The 22,052-nt window shown below is 64.1% G+C and carries 22 protein-coding genes and 1 pseudogene; 20 read left to right on the forward strand and 3 right to left on the reverse strand.

Features of this window, described 5'->3' with window-relative positions:
* Positions 1–322 precede the first annotated feature (322 nt).
* Positions 323–822 (forward strand): annotated as a pseudogene (locus AC56QX_RS31385) (peptide deformylase).
* Between the two features lie 57 nt (positions 823–879).
* On the opposite strand, the gene AC56QX_RS31390 reads toward AC56QX_RS31385, so the two are convergent.
* Both AC56QX_RS31390 and AC56QX_RS31395 read right to left on the reverse strand, forming a co-directional pair.
* On the reverse strand, positions 880–2,097 hold the full coding sequence (locus AC56QX_RS31390; protein WP_497112429.1) for an NAD(P)/FAD-dependent oxidoreductase: 1,218 nt from the start codon (positions 2,095–2,097) through the stop codon (positions 880–882).
* A 14-nt stretch (positions 2,098–2,111) separates the two neighbouring features.
* Positions 2,112–2,876 carry an HpcH/HpaI aldolase family protein gene (locus AC56QX_RS31395; protein WP_497112430.1) on the reverse strand — a complete coding sequence of 255 codons (765 nt, stop codon included), beginning with the start codon at positions 2,874–2,876 and terminating at the stop codon, positions 2,112–2,114.
* 149 nt (positions 2,877–3,025) lie between these two features.
* Here AC56QX_RS31395 and AC56QX_RS31400 point away from each other — a divergent pair, with 149 nt between their 5' ends.
* The 5 genes from AC56QX_RS31400 to AC56QX_RS31420 all read left to right on the forward strand — a co-directional run bounded on the left by AC56QX_RS31400 (position 3,026) and on the right by AC56QX_RS31420 (position 6,057).
* A complete protein-coding gene (locus tag AC56QX_RS31400) occupies positions 3,026–3,118 on the forward strand; it encodes a hypothetical protein (protein WP_497117987.1) in 93 nt (30 codons plus the stop codon).
* Between the two features lie 26 nt (positions 3,119–3,144).
* On the forward strand, positions 3,145–3,957 hold the full coding sequence (locus AC56QX_RS31405; protein ID WP_497112431.1) for a shikimate dehydrogenase family protein: 813 nt from the start codon (positions 3,145–3,147) through the stop codon (positions 3,955–3,957).
* Positions 3,950–4,756: an SDR family NAD(P)-dependent oxidoreductase gene (locus AC56QX_RS31410; RefSeq protein ID WP_497112432.1), complete on the forward strand. Its 807-nt coding sequence runs from the start codon at positions 3,950–3,952 to the stop codon at positions 4,754–4,756. The genes AC56QX_RS31405 and AC56QX_RS31410 overlap by 8 nt, the downstream gene beginning before the upstream one ends.
* A 14-nt stretch (positions 4,757–4,770) precedes the next feature.
* Positions 4,771–5,118 carry a RidA family protein gene (locus AC56QX_RS31415; protein WP_497112433.1) on the forward strand — a complete coding sequence of 116 codons (348 nt, stop codon included), beginning with the start codon at positions 4,771–4,773 and terminating at the stop codon, positions 5,116–5,118.
* Positions 5,119–5,268: 150 nt separating this feature from the next.
* Entirely contained in the window at positions 5,269–6,057 is a 789-nt protein-coding gene (locus tag AC56QX_RS31420; protein ID WP_497112434.1) for a FadR/GntR family transcriptional regulator, read from the forward strand.
* Positions 6,058–6,098: 41 nt separating this feature from the next.
* Here AC56QX_RS31420 and AC56QX_RS31425 read toward each other — a convergent pair whose 3' ends face one another.
* Complete coding sequence (locus tag AC56QX_RS31425) at positions 6,099–6,332, reverse strand: hypothetical protein (RefSeq protein WP_497112435.1); 234 nt, start codon at positions 6,330–6,332, stop codon at positions 6,099–6,101.
* 14 nt (positions 6,333–6,346) lie between these two features.
* Between AC56QX_RS31425 and AC56QX_RS31430 the strand changes: the two genes are divergently transcribed.
* The 14 genes from AC56QX_RS31430 (at position 6,347) to AC56QX_RS31495 (ending at position 22,039) form a co-directional block, all read left to right on the forward strand.
* Positions 6,347–7,057, forward strand: a complete 711-nt coding sequence (locus AC56QX_RS31430; protein ID WP_497112436.1) for an SDR family oxidoreductase — start codon at positions 6,347–6,349, stop codon at positions 7,055–7,057.
* An 11-nt stretch (positions 7,058–7,068) separates the two neighbouring features.
* Positions 7,069–7,818 carry an SDR family NAD(P)-dependent oxidoreductase gene (locus tag AC56QX_RS31435; protein WP_497112437.1) on the forward strand — a complete coding sequence of 250 codons (750 nt, stop codon included), beginning with the start codon at positions 7,069–7,071 and terminating at the stop codon, positions 7,816–7,818.
* An 81-nt stretch (positions 7,819–7,899) separates the two neighbouring features.
* Positions 7,900–8,847 (forward strand): LysR substrate-binding domain-containing protein, encoded by a 948-nt coding sequence (locus AC56QX_RS31440; RefSeq protein WP_497112438.1) that lies wholly within the window; start codon positions 7,900–7,902, stop codon positions 8,845–8,847.
* Between the two features lie 88 nt (positions 8,848–8,935).
* On the forward strand, positions 8,936–9,970 hold the full coding sequence (locus AC56QX_RS31445) for an amino acid ABC transporter substrate-binding protein (RefSeq protein ID WP_497112439.1): 1,035 nt from the start codon (positions 8,936–8,938) through the stop codon (positions 9,968–9,970).
* Positions 9,971–10,052: 82 nt separating this feature from the next.
* On the forward strand, positions 10,053–11,216 hold the full coding sequence (locus tag AC56QX_RS31450) for an amino acid ABC transporter permease (protein WP_497112440.1): 1,164 nt from the start codon (positions 10,053–10,055) through the stop codon (positions 11,214–11,216).
* Between the two features lie 3 nt (positions 11,217–11,219).
* Positions 11,220–12,293, forward strand: a complete 1,074-nt coding sequence (locus AC56QX_RS31455) for an amino acid ABC transporter permease (RefSeq protein WP_497112441.1) — start codon at positions 11,220–11,222, stop codon at positions 12,291–12,293.
* A 10-nt stretch (positions 12,294–12,303) separates the two neighbouring features.
* Positions 12,304–13,068, forward strand: coding sequence for an amino acid ABC transporter ATP-binding protein (locus AC56QX_RS31460; protein ID WP_497112442.1), 765 nt, complete (start codon positions 12,304–12,306; stop codon positions 13,066–13,068).
* Between the two features lie 54 nt (positions 13,069–13,122).
* Positions 13,123–14,010 (forward strand): FAD-binding oxidoreductase, encoded by an 888-nt coding sequence (locus AC56QX_RS31465; RefSeq protein ID WP_497112443.1) that lies wholly within the window; start codon positions 13,123–13,125, stop codon positions 14,008–14,010.
* 20 nt (positions 14,011–14,030) lie between these two features.
* Complete coding sequence (locus AC56QX_RS31470; protein ID WP_497112444.1) at positions 14,031–14,528, forward strand: FAD-binding oxidoreductase; 498 nt, start codon at positions 14,031–14,033, stop codon at positions 14,526–14,528.
* Between the two features lie 116 nt (positions 14,529–14,644).
* Positions 14,645–16,315 (forward strand): thiamine pyrophosphate-dependent enzyme, encoded by a 1,671-nt coding sequence (locus AC56QX_RS31475; protein ID WP_497112445.1) that lies wholly within the window; start codon positions 14,645–14,647, stop codon positions 16,313–16,315.
* On the forward strand, positions 16,312–18,408 hold the full coding sequence (locus AC56QX_RS31480; protein WP_497112446.1) for a hydantoinase/oxoprolinase family protein: 2,097 nt from the start codon (positions 16,312–16,314) through the stop codon (positions 18,406–18,408). The genes AC56QX_RS31475 and AC56QX_RS31480 overlap by 4 nt, the downstream gene beginning before the upstream one ends.
* On the forward strand, positions 18,405–20,024 hold the full coding sequence (locus AC56QX_RS31485; protein WP_497112447.1) for a hydantoinase B/oxoprolinase family protein: 1,620 nt from the start codon (positions 18,405–18,407) through the stop codon (positions 20,022–20,024). Before AC56QX_RS31480 ends, AC56QX_RS31485 begins: the two co-directional genes overlap by 4 nt.
* Positions 20,021–21,223: a pyridoxal phosphate-dependent aminotransferase gene (locus AC56QX_RS31490; RefSeq protein WP_497112448.1), complete on the forward strand. Its 1,203-nt coding sequence runs from the start codon at positions 20,021–20,023 to the stop codon at positions 21,221–21,223. Before AC56QX_RS31485 ends, AC56QX_RS31490 begins: the two co-directional genes overlap by 4 nt.
* A 3-nt stretch (positions 21,224–21,226) precedes the next feature.
* Positions 21,227–22,039, forward strand: coding sequence for an NAD-dependent epimerase/dehydratase family protein (locus AC56QX_RS31495; RefSeq protein ID WP_497112449.1), 813 nt, complete (start codon positions 21,227–21,229; stop codon positions 22,037–22,039).
* Positions 22,040–22,052: the final 13 nt, after the last annotated feature.

Genomic DNA, 22,052 nt, shown 5'->3' on the forward strand with positions numbered 1-22,052 from the left:
GCGCTGTCCGCGCCAAAACAACCCGCTTCGGACGCATCGCCGAAGGCTGCCGCCTGACGTTCTTTTTGTTCTCTTTCAGCCGGCGGATGGAGCAAAGCACGCTGTGTGCGATGCACAAATAATGATTTTCGATAATTCTGCTTAGGCTGGGCCTAACCAGGCCGGCGCTGACCGCGCTCGGGCCTAGGCGCATGGAATGGGTGACCCGCCATAACCTGCTTGCCTGCCTTCTTTTACGTTGCGGGCACGGTCATTCCAGTTACTCTGCGAGGAAGAACCGCCCGAGGCTGGTCTCTGCGATTGCTGAACGCGGGAGTGACATGTGACGATACGGCCAATCGTGAGATTTCCCGATCCTCGTCTGCGCTCCGTCGCCAAGCCGATATCGGTGTTGACGAGGATCTGCACCGGCTTGCCGGCGATCTCGCCGACACGATGCGCGCCGCTCCAGGCATCGGAATCACTGCCCCTCATATCGGCATCCTGAAGCGGCTGGTGGTCATCGAACTGTCGCCCTCGGCGGGCCTGCGCAGCTACGTCAACCCCACCGTTCTTTGGGCATCCGCGGAAATGATCCGCCATATCGAAGGCAGCGTGTCCATGCCTGATGTCACGGAAGAAATCGAACGGCATGCACGCGTCCGTATCGGCTACCAGACTCTGGACGGCGGCGAAGCTGTCGAGGAGGCTGAGGGCCTGCTCTCTGTCTGCCACCAGCATGAGATCGACCAACTCAACGGGCTGTTCTGGATCGAGCGGCTCTCCCGCCTGAAGCGGGAGCGGCTGGTCAAACGATACCAGAAACAGCAGCGAGGCTTTTAGGCGACGGCGCCCACGCATCCGCCGTCGCCAGGTGTGCAAAGTCCAGCGCCCGTCGCCTCAGATCACCGCTTCTTCCAGGAACGGCTCGTTGCGCTCAATGCGCTCGTAGCAGAACGGCGACAAATCGAGCGTCTGGAAAGCGCCGTGAACGATCAGCTCCGACACCGCCCGGCCCACGGCCGGCGACTGCTGCAGCCCGTGTCCCGAAAAACCATTGGCGAACATGAAGTTGGTTACCTCCGGATGGAAGCCGACGATGCCATTGTGGTCGAGCATGTTGTATTCGTAATGGCCGGTCCAGCTGGTCTGGACCTTCAGCGCATCGAAGGCCGGAATGCGGTGCCAGAGCGCTGGCCAGATGTAATCGTCGAACTCCTCGAAGTGCATTTCGAAGTCGTCATAGTCTGCCGGTCCGTCGCCCTGCGGCGTGTTGCCGGTGAGGAAAAGCTCGCCTTCCGGCCGCACGAAGGTGCCGGAGAGGTCGATGACATTGGGCATCCGGCCGGGGATCGGATTGGCGCTGGCGAAGACGAAGCTGTAGCGCTTGTAGGGTGCGACCGGGATGGACAGGCCAGCCATGGCGGCGACCTGCTGCGCACGCGGGCCGGCGGCGTTGACCAAGGTTCCGCAAGAAATCGTCTGGCCGGTCGCGAGGCGGGCCGAGACGACCCGCCCATCGGCGATATCCAGTCCGGTCACGGCGTTGTCGATATACTCAACGCCGCTGGCGCGCGCCGCCCGACGGAAGCCGTTGAGCAGGCCCATGGAATCGAACCAGCCCTCTTCGCGCGCCCCCCAGGAGCCGCCACCGAGATCCTCGACATTGAGCCAGGGGAAACGTTCCTTCAGCGGGCTCGGTTCGAGGAAGACGGTGTGAGCGCCGAGGCTGCGCTGGAGGTCGACGCGCTCACGCGCAGCTTCCACGCCCTCAGGCGAGCAACAGTAGAGATAGCCATATTCCTTGAAACCGAGATCGGGCGCCGGCTCGTCCTTGTAGAACGGTGCCATCCGTTCCGGAAAATTGCGGATGATGTCGATGCCGAACTGGCTGATCTTCACATTGATCGGATTGGAATATTGCTGGCGGATGGCGCTGGTGGAGAGCGCGGTCGACGAGAAGGTGTAGCTCGAGTCGCGCTCAACCACGAGGATCGAGGCGCCATTGCCCAGCGCCTGGCTCAGCCAATAGGCCGTTGACGAACCGACAACCGCGCCGCCGACGATGACGATGTCATAGGCGGCGCGCGACGGCGCCTTGTAGGGAGGAATTGCCACGGTCTGTCTCCGGTCTACTGGTTGAATGAAGCGATCAAGGCATCCGAGCCCCGTGCCAGCAGGCCAAGGTCCGAGCCGACGGCAACCATGGTGAAGCCGTCGGCGAGGTAGCGGTCGGCATCAGCCCTTGCCGGCGCCAGTATGCCGCTGGCCTTGCCTGCCGCGGCGGCCGCCTTGCACACCGAGGCGATCGCCTCCTGCACATGCGCGGCACCCGGATTGCCCATCGCGCCCATATTGGTGGAGAGGTCGCCGGGGCCGACGAAGAGAACGTCAACGCCATCGACGGCGGCGATCTCGGCGGCATTGGCCACGCCTGTCTCGCATTCGATCTGGACGGCGAGAAGCTGTTGCTCCCGCGCCTTGGCGTGGTAGCCGGCGATGCGGCCGAAGGCGTTGGCGCGGTGGCCAACGGAGTAGCCGCGGACGCCACCAGGCGCATAGGTCATAGCTGCAACAATGGCGCGGGCCTGCTCTGCCGTCCGCACGTTGGGGATCATCAGGCTGCGTGCGCCGATATCGAGGGCCTGCTTGATCAGATTGGCATCATCGGAAGGCAGCCGCACGACGGCCTCGCTATCGAAGCCACCCATGACCTGAAGCTGCGCCATGATGCTGCGCAGATCGTTGGGGCTATGCTCGCCATCGATCAGCACCCAGCCGGCCCCGGAGCCGGCAACGATCTCGGTGGTGAGGGCGGAAGCCAGCGAGCACCAGATGCCGATATGGGCCTGGCCGGCCGTCACGGCGGCCCTCAGAATGTTGCGGCGCTCCTGCATTTCGCGATCGGTCTCCAACCCAAGAAGGTGCATTGAAATTTGTATGATGTCCTATATCATATGGCTTGGTTTGGCTGCAAGGCCGGTTTCACCAGCGGTGTATCTCAGGGAGTTTGGACATGAAGATCGGCTTCATCGGGCTAGGCGTCATGGGAGCGCCGATGGCGCGCCATCTCGCCGCCCGGTGCGGAGGCCGACCACTCCTCCCTCGTCAAGGCGCTCGAGATGCTGAGCGACCATGAACTCTCAAACGGAAAGGAATAAATCGATGCGCGGAACCGGCAAGGCCGATGTCTTCGTCATGCTCGCCCATCCCGTGGGCCACGCCAAGAGCCCCGGCATGTTCAACGAGATCTTCGAGCAGAAGGGCCTCGACAGCCTGATGGTGCCGTTGAGCTGCCGGCCGGAGGATTTCGACACCTTCTGGGCCGGGCTCACGGCGGCCGAGAATATCCGCGGCGTCATCATCTCGGTGCCGTACAAGGTCGCGGTCTTCCACAAATGCTCGGCCGCGCATGACCGCGCCGCGCGGGTTGAGAGCGCCAATTCGGTGCGGCGGCTGCCCGATGGAAGCTGGTACGCCGATAATTTCGACGGCGTCGGGTTCATCGACGGGCTGAAGGCGGGCGGGCACCAGATTGCCGGCCGCCGCATCCTCCAGGTCGGAGCGGGCGGCGCCGGCGCGTCGCTGACCTACTGCCTAGCCGAGGAAGGCGCGGCGGAGATCCGGCTGACCGACATCGACAGGGGACGCGCGGAGAAGCTGGCCGCGCTGGTCGGCAAGTCTTTTCCAAAATGCCGTATCGAGGTCGGCCAACCCGATCCGTCCGGCATGGACATGGCGATCAACGCCACGCCCTCCGGGCTGAAGGCCAGCGATCCGCTGCCGATGGATGTGACCAAACTGACGCCTGGCATGACGGTCGTCGACATCATCATGGAACCGGCCGAGACGGCGCTGCTCAAGGCAGCGAAGGAGATCGGCTGCCGCGTCCAGCCAGGACGCCCGATGATGGATTTCCAGGTTGAAGCCATGGCCGAATTCTTCGACATCGAGCGCAAGGACCGCAGCGATGGCTGAGCCATTGACCGCCGTCGTCATCGGCGGCACCTCCGGCATCGGCCGCGCGATTGCCTTGCGCTTCGCCGAGGACGGCTACCAAATCGTCGTCGCCGGCCGTGACACGACACGAGGCAAGGAGGCGGCCAGCGCTTGCGAGACGGCGGGCGCGCCGCGCGCTTTGTTCGTCCAAACCGATGTCGCCGAAGCCGGCTCGGTGGAGGCGCTGGCCGAAGCGGTCGTCGTCGCGTTCGGCACGCCTGAAGTCGTCGTCAACTGCGCCGGCATCCTGCAGAGCGGCAAGCATGTGCTCGACCAGGACCTGGACGAAGACGAGAAGATGTGGCGCGTCAACTATCGCGGCACGCTGCTGGGCTGCCAGGTGTTCGGCCGGCTGATGTCGGCGGCCGGACGCGGCGCGATCCTGAATGTCGGCTCGCTCGCCTCCTTCGCGCCGCTGTCGTTGCCGGCCTACACGCCCGGCAAGCACGCGGTTCTGGCGCTGACGCAGATCCTGGCCGCGGAACTTGGTCCACACGGGGTGCGCGTCAATGCGGTGGCGCCCGGCTACACACTGTCCGATGGGCTGAAGGCCAGGATCGCCAAGGGCGAGCGCAACCCCGAGGCGATCCAGGCGACCACGGCATTGCGCCGCTTCGTCGAGCCGCGCGACGTTGCCGAAGCGGCGCTGTTCCTCTGCTCGGACCGCGCCGCGTCGATAACCGGCGTCACCTTGCCTGTCGACGCCGGCTGGTTGGTTCAGGCGCCCTACGCGCAATACCTGCAAGGCAATCCCATCCGGCAGACGCCGGCAATCTGACGAGGGAGAAATCCGTGAGCGACATCAAGCGTTTCAACTTCGACACCCGCATCCACCACGGCGTCATCCACAATGGTACGCTCTATCTCACCGGCCAGGTCGCGAGACCGGGCCAGTCCGCCGCCGATCAGATGCGCGAGGTGCTCGGCAAGATCGATGCGCTGCTGGCCAAGGCAGGCACGGACAAGACCCGCATTCTGCATGTGCAGATGTGGCTGGACGACGTCAGGGATTTCGATGAGGTCAACACGGTGTGGGACGCCTGGATACCGAAAGAGCATGCGCCGGCGCGTTCTTCCGGCGAAGGAAGGATGGCCAAGCCCGGCATGCTGGTCGAGTTGATCGTCACAGCGGCGGTTTGAATGGTCCTGCCGGTTCGGGCATCATCGCGAATCTGGCTAGAGCAATTCCAGGAAAAGTGTGAGCGGTTTTCCGTCTGGAATTGCGTCAAAACAAAGAGTTGGAGCGGCTCGCCGTTTCCATGAAACGGTGAAACGCTCTAGAGGGAACTGATGACGAAGCGCAAGCCGCTTTCCACCGTCGTAGCGGAAAGCCTGTCCGAAAAGATCCTTTCCGGACAGCTGCTTCCCGGCACGCAATTGCCGACCGAGGCGGAGCTTTGCGCCGAATACGATGTCAGCCGCACCGTGGTGCGGGAGGCGGTGGCGCGGTTGCGCTCCGACGGCATGGTGGTGCCGCAGCAGGGGCGCGGAATGTTCGTCAGCGAAACCCCAGTGCCGCGCAATTTCTCGATCCCGGACGAGGCGTTGAGAACCTTGCCGGAAACCATCGCTTTGCTCGAGCTGCGGTTGAGTGTCGAAGTAGAGTCCGCCGGCTTGTGTGCGGAACGGCGAACCGACGCGGAGGCGAACGGCATCCGCGCCCTGATGGAACAGGTCGACGCCCAGCAGGCGGATCCGGCCGTCGTCCAGATCCACTACGACTATGATTTCCACCTGGCGATCGCCAGGGCGGCGCGCAATGAATTCATCCACGGCTTCCTCGCCTATCTCAGGCCGATGATCGTTCCGCGTTTTCAGCTCGGCTACGTGGTCACGCCAGAGCGCAAGGACAGCTACTACACGCGCATCCACAACGAGCACAAAGCCATCGTCGACGCCATTGAAAGACAGGACGGCCGCGCCGCGCGCCAGGCCATGCGCAAGCATTTGCACAACAGCCTCGGGCGTGTGCGGGCGCTGGCCCGGGCTTCGGGCGTCGAGGCAACGGAGGCGGAGCAGAAGGCGGCGGCCGCCTCGCTGTTCACCGATATGAAGAGGCCTTCCCCAGCCAGCGGATAGCTGGCGACTTCGATCGCACGGACATTCGTGGGGTAACCAGATTAGCCACGCATTGCGAAAGCCATGTTTTTGTAGCGCTGGCTGACCGAAAGCGCTTTCAGCAGGCAGAAAATGTTGTTTTCCTGCCGTTTCGCCGGATTTTCCGCCTCGGCGCCGGAGTGACCCCTTGAACGATTTTCGGGAGGGAAAAGAGAATTCGAAAGTTTATCTTTCCTTTTTGCTGGTTTTCTTGGTTTCGCGGCGCCGGCCAGCGCCGCACATTGAAATCCAGGCAAACGGGGAAGCCCAGGTGACGACAGCCTTCATCACAGGAGCGACGAGCGGCATAGGGCGGGCCATGGCGATTGCGTTGAGCGATGCCGGCTACGAGGTCTATGCGGTCGGGCGCAGCCAGGCCGCGCTCAAGGCGTTGCAAGGCGAACGGCCCGGCATCGTGCCGATCGCCGTCGACATCACCGATCGCGAGGCGCTGGAGGCGGTCCTGGCGGATCTCACCATCGACGTGCTGATCAACAATGCCGGGATCATGCCGCCACTCGGCAATTTCGCCGACATGAAGATATCAGACATCGACACCACGTTGGAGATAAACCTCAGCGCGGCGATCCTGCTCACCCGCCTCGTCGTGCCGCAGATGCGCGATCGGCAGTCTGGCCACATATTGTTCACCGGCTCCACCGCGGGGCACGCGGCCTATTCCAACATTGCCGTCTATTCAGCCACCAAGGCGGCGATATCGGGCTTTGCCGCCGCGCTGCGCGCCGACCTCTCCCCATCAGGCATACGCGTCACCGAGATCGTCGCCGGCCGTGTCGAGACGCAGCTCTACCAGGACATACTCGACGCCAAGGCGCGTGCCGCCATGTACGCCAGCAAAGTGGTGCAGCCGGACGACGTGGCCAGGATGGTCGTCGGGGTGCTTGCGCTCCCTGCATGGGCCGACGTCACCCGTTTCGACATCATGCCGACCTGGCCAACCTCGCCGAGCGGCACCAAGTAAGGAAAACTGGAATGAAGGATCTTTCCGTTCTGATCGTTGGCGGCGGCGCCGGCCTCGGCGCCCTCCTGGCTGAGATGGCTGTCGCGGCGGGGGCGGCAAAGATCGGCATCATCGACATCAACAAAGAAGCTGCCGAAACGGCGCTCACGCCGGCGAAGGCCAAGGGCCTGCCGACTGCGGCCGCTGCCTGCGACATCCAGGTCGGACCGCAATGCCATACCGCATTCGACGCCATCGTTGCGAAGCTCGGGCGCGTCGACACGCTGATCAATTGCGCTGCGATCTATCCGCGCCGCCCGCTTCTGGAAATCAGCGACGCCGATTGGGACGCCTCCAACGGCATCAACATCAAGGGCACCTATCACATGATGGTGGCGGCCGTTCGCCACATGCAGTCGCAGGAGCCGAAGGCACATGTTCGCGGCCGCATCGTCAACCTGACTTCGGTCGACGCTTTCAAGGCGCATCCGCAGAACGCCCATTATGCGGCAACCAAGGCCGCGGTCGTCAGTCTGACGCGCTCCTTCGCCCATCACGTGGCGAAGGACGGCATTCTGGTGAACTCGGTGGCGCCCGCCGGCATGGCCACGGAGAAGGCGAAAGCGCTCGGCTTCCTGGAGGAACTGGCCAAGGCAAGCCCGCTCGGCCGCGGCGCCGAGCCGACCGAGATTGCCGAATGGGTGCTGATGACGGGTGGCCCGAAGAACACCTACATGACCGGCGAAAACGTCATTGTTTCAGGTGGTTATATCTACGCCTGAGGCGGTTTTCCGCAACCGGCGGCGACTGAATACGGCAGTGCATGATCAACGGAGCCTCGAGCGGAAGGAGCGGAATTTTCGATGACCGGCAAGCTGCGCCTTCCCTCGCTGAACGCGCTTCGCGTCTTCCACGCCGTGGCGCAGCACAAGAGTTTTCGGCAGGCCGCGGATGAATTGCTGGTCACGCCGCAGGCGGTCGGCCAGCAGATCAAGCTTCTGGAAGACACGCTTCAGGTGACGCTGTTCGAGCGCAAGGGCCGGTCGATCGAATTGACCGAGTCCGCCATCCTTCTCTCGCACTACATCAAAGCCGGCTTCGACGAGTTCTCGGAGGGCGTGCGCCGCGTCACCAAATCGACCTACCGCGACCGCATCAACCTCAATGCGAGCCCGTATTTCGCCACGCACTATCTGCTGCCCAGGCTTTCGCTGTTCCGCGAAATCCTGCCGGGGGCGGATCTGCGCCTGACGACAATGGTCGACCTGCCCGATTTCGGGCGCGACGACATCGATATGACGGTGCAGTGGGGCTACGGCAACTGGCCGGACTACGAGACCACGCTGCTGGTGCCGGACCCGAAGATCATCTGCTGCACGCCGGCGATCGGCGAACAGATCAAGTCGGCGCACGAGCTGACCCGGTTCACGCTACTCGACACCGTCAAGTCGAAGCGCTTGTGGCCGGACATATTGCGCCATCTTGGCGTCGAGCTGACGGAAGGCGACCGCAGCATCAGCTTCGACGACGCGGCGACCATGCGCCGGGCGACCCTGCAAGGCATAGGCGTGGGCCTGGTCTCCGTCATCGACGCCGAGGAAGATTTTCGGGCGGGCACGCTGGTCGCGCCGATCGGTCGCGATGCCATCGCCGATATGCGGCCGGAGGAAGTCCCCGGCTTCTATCTTGTCGTCCCGCGCGGGCATCTGCGCGTGAAAGCGGTGGCCGCCCTGCATCGATGGCTGGCCCAGCAGGATTGGCGGAGCGACCTCGCGATCTCCTTGCCGAAACCGACCCCGCTTTCCGACTAGGAAGCGGCTTCGAGACCGGGCTCCGAAGAGTTTCTTTCGCGGCTCCAACAACAAGAAACGGAACAACCTCAACAGCGGAGACGACAACATGAAGACGGTGAAATGGGGGGCTGCGGCCCTGGCCCTTGGCCTCGTGCATCTTTCGGCGCCGGCGCAAGCTGCCGGCGGCAAGACACTCGAGACGGTCAAGGCACGCGGCGTGCTGAACTGCACAGGCCATGACGGCTCCTATCTTGGCTTTGCCGAGGTGGACGACAAGGGCAACTGGAAGGGCATGGACATCGACCTCTGCAAGGCAGTGGCCACGGCAGTGTTTGGTGATCCGACAAAGCTGAAGGTCGTCCCGATCAGCTGGGCGCAGCGCTGGCCGGCTTTGCAGTCGGGCGATGTCGACATCATCATCAAGGCATCGGGCGGCACGCTCAGCCGCGACACCGAACTCGGGCTGCAATTCTCGATGTCCTACTACCTCGGCACGACCAAGGTGATGGCGCACAAGGAACTCAATCTGAAGTCGCTGAAGGATGCCGCAGGCGGCACGATCTGCATTCCCGCCGGCACCTCGCAGGAACAGCAGGTCGCGGCCTATTCGGCCAAGCTCGGCATCAAGCTCGAACCCGTGCTCATCGAAAAGACCGAAGAACTCGAGCAGGCCTATTTCTCGGGGCGCTGCGATCTCTATGCGCAGTGGGGTCCGACGCTGGCCATCGCGCGCATCGCCAAGGGCAAGGTCGAAGACCATGTCATCCTGCCCGACGTGCTCGCGGTCGAGCCTGAAGTGATGATCATGCGGCAAGGCGACGACAATTGGGTCGACATCGCCAACTGGACGCTGAGCACGCTGATCTTCGCCGAGCAGGAAGGCATCACCTCCAAGAATGTCGACGAGATCAAGGCCAAGCCGACCTCGCCGCAAGTGGCCAAGTTCCTCGGTGTGACGCCCGGCATGGGCAAGGGTCTCGGGCTCTCCGACGACTGGGCCTACAAGGTCATCAAGAACGTCGGCAATTACGGCGAAATCTTCGAGCGCGATCTCGGCAAGGATTCGCCTTACAAGATGGACCGCGAGCTGACCAACCTCTGGAACAATGGCGGCGTCCTGTTCCCGCTGGTCATCGACTGATCGGGTCTGAATCCATCCTGGTCCAGGCTCCGCCCGGCCTCTGCCGGGCGGAGCCAACGGCAATTTCGAGGAAGATTGATCGATGGTCAGCCTGCTGAGAAATCAGAAGGTCCGCAACACGCTGTTGCAGGTTCTCTATGTCGGCTCGATCGCGGCACTGGTGCTCGCCGGGGTCGTGATCGCGCGACGGAATCTGGCTGAGCAAGGCATCACCTCCGGCTTCGACTTCCTGTTCAAGTCGACGGGCTGGGATGTGAACTTCACGCTGCTGCCCGCCACCGCCAATGACCCCTATTGGTGGTTCTTCCTCATCGGCATCACCAACACACTGTTTCTGGGGACCGTCGGCCTGATCTTGGCGACGATCGTCGGAACCATCGTCGGCCTGGCACGGACCTCCTCCAACGAATTGGCGCAGCTGCTCGGCCGCACCTATGTCGACATCTTCCGCAACATCCCGCTGATCCTCCAGGTCTTCTTCTGGTATGCGCTGATCACGCATTTGCCGCCGCCGCGCGCCGCGCACGAAGCCTGGGGCTTTCTGCTCACCAGCCGGGGGCTCTACATCCCGTTCCCCAATGTCGGCGGCGTGACAATGGCGCTGGCCCTGTTTGGTCTCGTCGCCGCTATCGTGCTGCCGCTCTGGCTGGGCAGCACATCGCGGCTCAGCCAGGCAATCGGCCAGCGGCGTGGCATCCAATTCGTAGGCGCTGCGGCAGCACTTGCCTGCGCGGCGGTCATCCTGGCGATCGGCCGTTTGCCCGACGCGCCGTTCATCGACTTTCCGGCACTGCAGGGCCTGAACCTCAGGGGTGGCCTGCGCATTCCGCCGGAGTTTTCCGCGCTCGCCATCGCCATCGCGATCTATGGTGGCTCCTACATTGCCGAGATCGTGCGTGGTGGCTTCAAGTCTGTCGGCAAGGGCCAGATGGAAGCCGCACTCTCGCTGGGCCTCAGCCCCTGGCGGGTGTTCACGCTGGTGCGGCTGCCGCTGGCGTTACGCGCTATGCTGCCGATCCTTGCCAACCAGTATGTCTGGCTGATGAAGGCGACCACGATGGGCATCGCGGTCGGCTTCACGGATTTCTTCATGATCGTTGCCCTGACGATCAATCATTCCGGCCAGACCCTCGAAGTGATCGGCATCCTGATGGCGGGCTTCCTCGCCATCAACCTCTCGCTGGCCGCCCTGTTCAATCGCCTCAACAAGGCCATTGCCCTCAAGGGCAATCAGTTGAGGGGCTGAGCCATGGACATTCTCGTCCCTCCCGCCCCCGGAAAGCTCGAGGATTTGAGACGGCGCTTTTTCGCGACGCCGCTTCAGGCCGTGATGTCGCTGATCTCTTTGGCGATCATGGCTTTCATCGTCTGGAAGCTGCTCAACTGGGCTGTCTTCTCCGCCGTCTTCACCACCAGCGGCGGACCCGAGGCCTGCCAGGCCGCGGCCGGTGCCTGCTGGTCGGTCATCGCGGCGAGGTGGCGCATCATCCTCTTCGGCCTCTATCCCTATGAGGAGCAGTGGCGCTCGGCGCTCGCCTGCGTGGCCGTGGTGGTGATGACGGTGCTGAGCTGTATTCCAGCCTTCTGGACGGGCCGCCGCATCGCGCTGGTCTGGGGGATGGGCACCACCGTCTTCTACGTGCTGATGAAAGGCGGCGTGCCTGGCCTGCCCTTCGTCGGCGAGGAAGCCTGGGGCGGGTTGGCGCTGACCCTGTTCATCTTCGTCACCACTTGCCTGATCGGCTTCCCGCTGGCGATCTGCCTGGCTTTGCTGCGCCGGTCGGAGCTGCCATGGATTTCGCGCACCACCGGCCTGATCATCGACGGGGTGCGTTCGCTGCCGCTGATCTCGATCCTGTTCACATTCGCCATCGTGCTGCCGTTCGCGCTGCCGCAATGGCTGCAGGGCGACAAGCTGTACCGGGTGATCCTGGGTTCGGCCCTGTTCTTCTCCGCCTACCAGGCGGAGATCGTGCGCGGCGGCATGCAGGGCGTCGCCAAGGGCCAGGAAGAGGCCGCCATGGCGCTCGGCATGCGCTATTGGCAGCGCATCGGCCGCATTCTCTTGCCGCAGGCCATGCGCAACGCGCTGCCGGCAACGATCAACCAGTTCGTCATCTCGTTCAAGGAGACCTCGCTGGTGGTCATCGTCGGCTTCTTCGAGATCCTGGCTTCCGGCAATGCCGCCTATGGAACCGGCGAATGGCGCTTCGCCTATGTCGAGGTCTATGCCTTCATCGCCTTCATCTACTTCGTCTTCGTTTTCAGCCTGTCCCGCTACGGCGCCTTCCTCGAGCGCCGCATGTCGGTCAGCGAACGCTAAGGGCGCGGACATGATTTCAGACAATTCAACGCAATCGGCTGGACCCGCGCTCCGCATCGAAAACCTCGACAAATATTATGGCTCCTTCCGCGCGCTGCGGGGCGTCAACCTGTCCGTGGAGCGCGGCGAAAAGATCGTCGTCTGCGGTCCCTCGGGCTCCGGCAAGTCGACCATGATCCGCTGCATCAACCGGCTTGAGCAGCACAATGGCGGCCGCATCACCGTGCTCGGCACCGAGCTCAACGACGATGTCGGCAACATCGACGAGATCAGACGGGAGGTCGGCATGGTGTTCCAGCACTTCAACCTGTTTCCGCACATGACGGTGCTGGAGAACTGCATGCTGTCGCCGATGATCGTGCGCAAGCAGCCGCGGGCGCAGGCCGAGGCAACCGCACGGCGCTATCTGGAGAAGGTCCGCATTCCCGAGCAGGCGATGAAGTTTCCCGGCCAGCTCTCCGGCGGCCAGCAGCAGCGGGTCGCGATCGCGCGGGCGCTGTGCATGCAGCCACAGATCATGCTGTTCGACGAGCCGACCTCGGCGCTCGATCCCGAAATGATTTCGGAAGTGCTCGACGTCATGGTGACGCTCGCCTCCGAAGGCATGACGATGATCTGCGTCACGCATGAGATGGGCTTTGCCCGAAGGGTCGCCGACCGGGTGGTCTTCATGGATGGCGGCGAGATCGTCGAGGAGGCGCCACCGGAAGAATTCTTCATCGCATCCCGCAACGAGCGCACCCGACAATTCCTGTCGCAGGTCCTGGGCCATTGAACGGCATTTTTGAAGATGCAAGGTTTGAAGCAGCACACATCTTCAGGGATTTCCATGACTGACCCCACAGCCGCACTGCGCGCGATCCTCGGACCGAAAGGCTGGCTTTCGGGCGCCGATGCGGAGCCTTATCAGCGCGATTGGCTCAACCGCTATGGCGTCGCACCTCTGGGTGTCGCCAGGCCAGCGGCCACCGCTGAAGTGGCCGCGGTCATCGCGGCATGCCGGGAGGCCGGGCTGGTGGTGGTGCCGCAAGGCGGCAACACCGGGCTTTGCGGTGGTGCCGTCGCGGAGCAGCCGAACGCGGTGATCGTCTCGCTCTCGCGTATGACGGCGATCGGCGTACCGAATCGGGAGAGCGGATCGATCACTGTCGAGGCAGGCGTCGTGCTCGCCGCCCTGCACGAGGCGCTGGAACCGCATGGCCTGATGTTTCCCATGCATCTCGGCGCCGAAGGCAGCGCCCGGATCGGCGGCTTGATCGGCACCAATGCCGGCGGCAGCCAGGCTTTCCGCTATGGCATGATGCAGGATCTGGTGCTCGGCCTCGAAGTCGTGGCCCCTGACGGCGCCGTGTGGGACGGGATGCGCGCGGTGCAGAAGGACAATGCCGGCTATCAGCTGCGCAAGCTGTTCTGCGGCGCGGAAGGCACGCTCGGCATCGTGACGCGCGCGGTGCTGCGGCTCTACCCCACGCCAAGGCAACATGCAGGCGCGCTTCTCGTCATGCCCGACTTTGCCGCCGCCGTTTCGTTCGGCGCCTTCCTGCGCGGCGAGGCCGGCGAATTTCTCACAGGCCTCGAATTCTTCAGCGATGTCGGACTGGAGCTGGCGCTCAAGCATCTGCCTGATCTCACTTATCAGCTGGGGACACGAGGCGATGTCTATCTGCTGGTTGAACTGGCTTCCGGCTCGCAACGCGTTCCCTGGACGAGATTCTGAATTCGGCATTGGAATGGGGGATGGAGCAAGGCCTGGTCCTGGATGGCGCGCTGGCGACATCGGGCGCGCACCGCGCGCAGTTCTGGCGGCTGCGCGAGGAGCAGCCGGAAGGCCAGCGTCTGGAAGGCGAACAGCTCAAGCACGACATATCGGTGCCGCCAGGCGCGATCGCCCGCTTCATCGAGGCGGGCGGGAAAATTTGCGACGACATTCTGCCTGGCGTGCGGGTCAACCCCTTCGGCCATCTCGGCGACGGCAACATCCACTACAATCTGTCGCCGCCGGAAGGCCGTGGCGATTTCGGCGGCAAGGCCGGCGCTTTTGCCGAGGCGCTGTCGGCGCTTGCCACGCAAATGGGCGGCAGCTTCGCGGCGGAGCATGGGCTTGGCCGTGCCAAGATCGCCCTGGCCGAGCGCAATCGGGGCGCGGTGGAGCGCGATCTGATGGCGTGGCTGAAGAGCGCGTTCGATCCACTGGACACGATGAACCCCGGCGTTCTGCTGCGATCATCACAGTAAAGAAAAACTTTCGAATGGACGGCATTTCTTGATTTCGCCCCGACCCGCCAGCGTGCACGTATAAATCTGAAAGGCAGGCTCGGTCCCCTTGCCGCCACACCGAGGATGTCGAAAACATGATCCGCAATGGCGGCCGCCTTCTTGTCGAATGCCTGATCGCGCTCGGTGCCACCAAGAGCTTCGGTGTGCCCGGCGAGAGCTATCTGGCCGTTCTCGACGCGCTGCACGACACGCAGGGAAGGCTGGACTATGTGCTGTGCCGCAATGAAGGCGGCGCGGCGTTCATGGCTTCAGCCTACGGCAAGCTGACCGGATCGCCAGGCATCTGCTTCGTAACGCGCGGCCCGGGCGTCACCAATGCCAGCATCGGCGTCCACACGGCCATGCAGGACAGTTCGCCGATGATCCTGTTCGTCGGTCAGGTTGGCACCGACATGAAGGGCCGCGAGGCTTTTCAGGAGATCGACTACCGCGCCGTCTACGGCACCGTCGCCAAATGGGCGGTCGAGATCGACGACGTCGCGCGCCTGCCTGAGATCGTGGCGCGCGCCTGGACCACCGCCCTGACCGGGCGGCCCGGCCCGGTGGTGGTCGCCCTGCCGGAAGACATGCTGACCAGCCTGACCGAGGCTGCCCCGCTCAGCGGGCCAGCCGCAATCTTCGAAGCCGCTCCGGCACAGGATGCGATGGCTGCGGCGCTCAAGTTGCTGGCGGCCGCGGAAAAGCCGGTCCTGCTCATGGGCGGCGCCAACTGGACGGAGGATGGACGCACGGCGCTGCAGGCTTTCGCCGAGGCGTCCGACATCCCGGTCGTGGCGGCCTTCCGCTATCAGGACCAATTCGACAACCATTCGCCCGCCTTCGTCGGCGAAGCCGGCGTCGGCATGGTGGCGCATGTCAAGAGCATGATCCGCGACGCCGACGTGATCCTGGCTGTGAACGTGCGCTTCGGCGAGATGACCACGGACGGCTATACGCTGCTGTCGGTGCCGCAGCCGCGCCAGAAGCTGATCCATGTCCATGGCTCCGACCGCGAGATCGGCAAGATTTATGTGCCCACGATTGGCATCCATGCCGGCCCGAACGCTTTCGCCAAAGCACTGACGCCGGTGAAGGGCGCCTGGGCGGCGTGGCGCGCGGCGGCGCGCAAGGCCTATGAAGGGACATTCGCCGCTCCCGTCCAACCAGGCCCGGTGGATATGGTGGCGGTCAGCGCCTGGCTGCGCAAGACTTTGCCCGCCGACGTCATCCTCACCAACGGCGCCGGCAATTTCACCGTGTGGCCAAACAAGTTCTTCAAGTTCGGGCCACAGGCGCGGCTGCTTGCGCCGCAATCCGGCGCGATGGGCTACGGGCTGCCGGCGGCAGTCGCGGCAAAAGTCGCATTCCCGGAGCGCACGGTGGTCTGCTTTGCCGGCGACGGCGATTTCCAGATGAACTGCCAGGAGCTCGGCACCGCCATGCAGGCGGGCGCGCAGCCGATCGTGCTGATCCTCAACAACGGCATCTACGGCACGATCCGCGCGCATCAGGAGCGCCACTATCCGGCCCGCGTTTCGGGAACCTCGCTCGAGAACCCGGACTTCGTGCCGCTGGCGAAGGCCTATGGCTTCCACGCCGAGCGGGTCGAATCCACAGGGGATTTCGCAGCCGCCTTCGGCCGGGCGCTCAGCTCGGCGACGGGCGCCGTCCTCGACATCGCCATCTCGCCCGAAGCGCTGACGCCCCGGCAGACCCTTTCCCAGATGCGCGAAGCCGCGCTCGCTTCGCAGAAGGCCAAGGCATGACCTCAGGAATCGACGACATCCGTCTTGGCGCTGATATAGGCGGCACGTTCACCGACATCGCGCTTGACCTCAGGGGAACGCTGTTCTCCACCAAGGTGCTGACCAATTATGCGGCGCCCGAGCAAGCGATCCTCGACGGCATTGCCGTCGTCACCCGCGATGCCGGCATTTCGCCTGCCGAGATCGGCATCATCATTCACGGCACAACGCTCGCCACCAACGCCCTGATCGAGCGGCGCGGCGCCAAGACCGCGCTGGTCACGACCGAAGGGTTTCGCGACGTGATCGAGATGCGGACCGAAAACCGTTTCGAACAATACGATCTGAACCTGCAACTGCCGACGCCGCTCATCCCGCGCGAGCATCGCTTCACGGTCAAGGGCCGGATCGGCGCCGAGGGGCAGGAACTGCAGCCGCTCGATGAAGCGGCCCTGGAGGAGATTGCAGGACGGATCGCGGCAGGCGGCTTCGCCTCCGTGGCGATCGGCTTCATCCACGCCTACACCAACCCGGCACACGAGCGCCGCGCGCGCGAAATCCTGTCCCGCAAGCTCAGCATCCCGATTTCGATCAGCGCCGAAGTGTCACCGCAGATGCGCGAGTTCGAGCGCTTCAACACGGTCTGCGCCAATGCCTATGTGCGGCCGCAAATGGCCGACTATCTCGCCCGCTTCCAGACGCGGCTGAAAGAGATGGGCGCCGAGTGTCCGGTCTTCATGATCCATTCGGGCGGCGGCCTGATCTCGGTGGAGACGGCTTCCGAATTTCCCGTGCGCCTGGTCGAGTCCGGCCCGGCCGGCGGCGCCATCTTCGCCGCCGACATTGCCCGGCGCTTCGGTCTGGAAAAAGTCGTCTCCTACGATATGGGCGGCACAACCGCGAAGATCTGCCTGATCGAGGATTTTGCGCCGCGCACGGCGAGAACCTTCGAGGTGGCGCGCACCTATCGCTTCTGCAGGGGCTCAGGCATGCCAATTTCGATCCCGGTCATCGAGATGATCGAGATCGGCGCCGGCGGCGGCTCGATCGCCTGGGTCGACGCCATGGGCCGGATCCAGACCGGGCCGGAAAGCGCCGGGTCGGAGCCGGGACCTGCCTGCTACGGCCGCGGCGGCACGCGCCCGGCAATCACCGACGCTGATTTGGTACTGGGCAAGCTCGATCCCGACAATTTTGCCGGCGGCGCGATCCGGCTCGACACGGCCGCCTCCGAACAGGCCATTATGCGCGATGTCGGCGAGCGGCTGTCGCTTGATGCCATGTCGACGGCCTTCGGCATCTGCGAGGTCGTGGACGAGAATATGGCCAATGCCGCCCGCGTCCACGCGGTCGAGAACGGCAAGAACATTTCCGACAATCTGATGATCGCCTTTGGTGGTGCTGCTCCCCTCCACGCGGCAAGGCTCTGCGAAAAACTCGGCATCGAACGCTGCATCGTCCCCAAGGGTGCGGGCGTCGGATCAGCGATCGGTTTCCTCAAGGCGCCGTTCGGCTACGAGGCGCTGGCGTCGAAGCTGACCCGCCTGTCGCGGTTCAAGCCGGCCGAAATCAATGCCTTGCTCGGCGACCTCAAGGCATCAGCCGAAAGCTTCGTGCGCAGCGGCGCCAGCGGCAGCATCACCTGCGAAATCACCGCCTTCATGCGCTATGCCGGCCAGGGTTGGGAAATCCCCGTGGCTGTACCGGATGAGCCGTTCGGCGAGGATGCCGTGACACAGCTGAAGGACCTGTTCGAGGCGAACTACCAGCGCTTCTTCGGCCGCGCCATCGAAGGGCTCGACGGGCTGGAGATCGAGATCGTCACCTGGTCGGTCAAGGCGACGGATATAAGGCCTGATGTCGCCAGGCACGAGCTTACGAGCGGCAACCGGACCAGCACGCCAACCACGACCCGCGCCGTCTTCGATCCGGCGAGCGGCGAGCCGCAAACCTACGGTATCGTCGAACGCGAGGCGCTCTGCGCCGGCGATCGCGTCGCCGGGCCGGTGGTCATCGTCGAACGCGAGACGTCCACCGTCGTCACCACCAGCTTCGACGCCGTCATCCAGAGCGACGGCGCCATCCTTCTGATCCGCAAAGGCAGCCAGTCATGAGCGACATCAGTGACATCCGCATGCAGGTGATGTGGAACCGGTTGATCTCGGTCGTCGAGGAGCAGGCGCTCACCTTGCTGCGCACCGCCTTCTCGACCTCGGTGCGCGAGTCCGGCGACCTGTCGGCCGGCGTGTTCGATCCGCGCGGCCAGATGCTGGCGCAGGCGGTGACCGGCACGCCCGGCCACGTCAACACCATGGCCGAGGCCGTGCTGCATTTCATGAACGAAATCCCGCGCGACACCATGTTCGAGGGCGACACCTACGTCACCAACGATCCCTGGCTGGGCACCGGCCATCTGCACGACATCACCATGGTGTCGCCGTCGTTCCTGAACGGCGAACTGGTGGCCTTCTTCGCCTGCACGGCGCATGTCGTCGATGTCGGCGGACGCGGCTTCGGCGCCGACGCCAAGTCGGTCTACGAGGAAGGCATCCAGATCCCGATCATGAAGTTCGCGGAGAAGGGCAAGGTCAATCTCGACCTTGTCAGGATCCTGCGCGCCAATGTCCGCGAGCCGAACCAGGTGGTTGGCGATTTCTATTCGCTCGCCGCCTGCAACGAGGTCGGTCATCGCCGACTCGTCGACATGATGAAGGAGATCGGGCTCTCCTCGCTCGACGGGCTTGGCGACTTCATCTTCTCGCGCACACGCGACGCCATGCTCGAACGCATCAAGGCGCTGCCGAAGGGCAGTTGGTCGAACGAACTCGTCACTGACGGCTATGACGCGCCGGTGAAGCTGGCGGCAAGAGTGTCGGTCCGCGACGACCATGTCGAGGTCGATTTCACCGGCACCGACCCGATGAGCCGCTGGGGCATCAACTGCCCGATCATCTACAGCAAGGCCTATGCCTGCTACGCGCTGAAATGCGTGGTGGCACCCGACATTCCCAACAACGCCGCCTCGCTCGCCTTCTTCACCGTGACGTCGCCGGTCAACATCCTGAACGCGGTGCGGCCGGCGCCGGTGGCGCTCAGGCACATTTTCGGCCACATGGTTCCCGATCTCGTGCTGGGCGCGATCTCCCAGGCCATGCCCGGCAAGATCCTTGCCGAAGGCGCCGGCGCGCTGTGGAACATCCACATCTCGGTGCGGCCGGTCGCGGGTGGCCAGGGCCGCCGTGCCGAAGTGCTGATGTTCAACTCCGGCGGCATGGGCGCCCGGCCCGGCCTCGACGGCCTGTCGGCGACGGCTTTCCCTTCCGGCGTGCACACCATGCCGATCGAGGCGACGGAGCATACCGGTCCGATCGTCATCTGGCGCAAAGAGTTGCGCCCTGACTCCGGCGGCGACGGCGAATTCCGCGGCGGCCTCGGACAGGTTATCGAGATCGAGGCGATCGAGGGCCACGAATTCGATTTCTCGGCGATGTTCGACCGCGTCAATCACCCTGCCCACGGACGCAATGGCGGTGGACCTGGCGTGGCCGGCGTGGTGAAGCTGGACGACGGCACGCAGATGCGGCCCAAGGGCTGGCAGCATGTTCCGGCCGGCCGGCGGCTGATCCTGGAATTGCCGGGCGGCGGCGGTTATGGCGATCCGGCCAAACGCAGCACCGAGGCGCGGGCGAACGACCGCTCCAAGGAATATATTTCGGAGAACGGCAAATGAGCTACATTGCCTCGCGCCTGTCGGCGGTGAAGCCTTCGGCTTCGATGGCGGCCTCGCAGGCCGCCAAGGCGCTGCGCGCCAAGGGTGTCGACGTGATCGATCTCGGCCTGGGCGAACCGGATTTCCCGACACCCGACCACATCATCGATGCCGCCCATTTTGCTGCGAAGGCCGGACAGACGCTGTACACGGGTGCGGCCGGCACGGCCGAGGTGCGCGAAGCCATCGCCGGCAAGTTCCGACGCGAGAACGGGCTGGATTACACGGCCGACGACATCGTCGTGGCCAACGGCGCCAAGCAGATCATCTTCAATGCGTTGATGGCAACGCTGGAGAGCGGCGACGAGGCCATCCTGCCGGCGCCCTATTTCGTCTCCTATCCCGAAATGGTGAAGCTGCTCGGCGGCACGCCCGTCACCGTCGAGTGCCCGGAGACATCAGGCTTCCGGCTGACGCCAGATGCGCTGGAGAAGGCCATCACGCCAAGGACGAAATGGCTGTTCCTCAACATGCCGGGCAACCCCTCCGGCGCGGTCTATTCGCAATCGGATCTGCAGGCGCTGGGTGCGGTGCTGGCAAGGCACCCTCAGGTGCTTGTCCTCTCCGATGAGATCTACGAGCACATTCTGTTCGACGGCCGCGAATTCGTTTCCTTCGGCAAGGCCTGCCCAGAGCTCAAGGACCGCACGCTGATCGTCAACGGTGTCTCGAAATCCTATGCGATGACCGGCTGGCGTGTCGGCTATGCGGCCGGACCGGCGCCGCTGGTGAAGGCGATGTCGACTATCCAGAGCCAGTCCTGCACCTCCGTCTGCTCGATCGCGCAGGCAGCGACGGTCGCCGCGCTCAACGGCCCGCAGGACGAAGTGGCACGCTTCCGGCAAGCGTTCGAGGCGCGCCGTGATCTGGTCGTCGATGGGATCAGGAAGATCAACGGCCTCGCGCTGTCGCCTCCGGACGGCGCCTTCTACGCCTATATCGGCTGCGCCAGCCTAATCGGCCGCAAGACGCCGAAGGGCATTGTGCTGGAGGATGATGCGGCAGTGGCAAACTATCTCTTGAACGAAGGCCGCGTGGCGTCGGTGCCGGGTGCTGCCTATGGACTTTCACCCTATTTTCGTATCTCGACCGCGACCAGCGAAGAGGTGCTGAGCGAGGCGATCGCGCGGATCAACGCCGCCGTCGCGCAAGTGGAGTAGATGATGCCGCATTACGACCGTATCCTGATCACCGGTGCCGCCGGCCGCCTCGGCTCGGAACTGCGCAAGGGCCTGGTGCCGCTGGCGAAGACGATCCGGCTGGCGGGGCGTGAACCGTTCGGCGATCTCGCGCCGCATGAGGAGGAAGCAGTCTTCGATCTCGCCGACATGGAGGCGACGATCGCGGCGACCAAGGACTGCGACGCTATCGTGCATTTCGGCGGCGCGCCGCTCGAATGCGAATGGCAGACGATCCTGGATTCCAGCATCCGCGGCTCCTACCATATCTACGAAGGCGCCCGGAAACACGGCGTGAAGCGCGTCATCTACGCTTCCTCCGTACACGCCATCGGCTATCACGAGGTCGAGGCGCATATCGGCGTCGACGCGCCGGTGCGGCCAGACAGCCTCTACGGTGTCTCGAAGAATTTCGTCGAGAGCCTCAGCCGGCTCTACTGGGACAAGTTCGGCATCGAGACGGCGTGCCTGCGCATCTTCTCGTCCTTCCCCGAACCGGCGGACCGACGCATGCTGTGGTCGTACCTCTCCTTTGCCGATTGCGTGCGCCTGGTCGAGGCAGCACTCACCGCGCCGCGCGTTGGCCACACGATCTCCTTCGGCATTTCGGACAACAAGCTAAAGATGGTCGACAACAGCGGCGCCAACCATCTCGGGTTCATCCCACAGGACAGCGCCGAGCCATTCCGCACCGCCGTGGAAGCGAAGACCCCCATTCCCGATCCGAAAAGACCGTCGGTAAAATATCTAGGCGGCTGGTTCTGCGAACTTGGCCACCCCGACGACAAGCCTGCGTGACAGCAGATACGCT

Source organism: Mesorhizobium sp. RCAM 06353 (assembly GCF_059683585.1).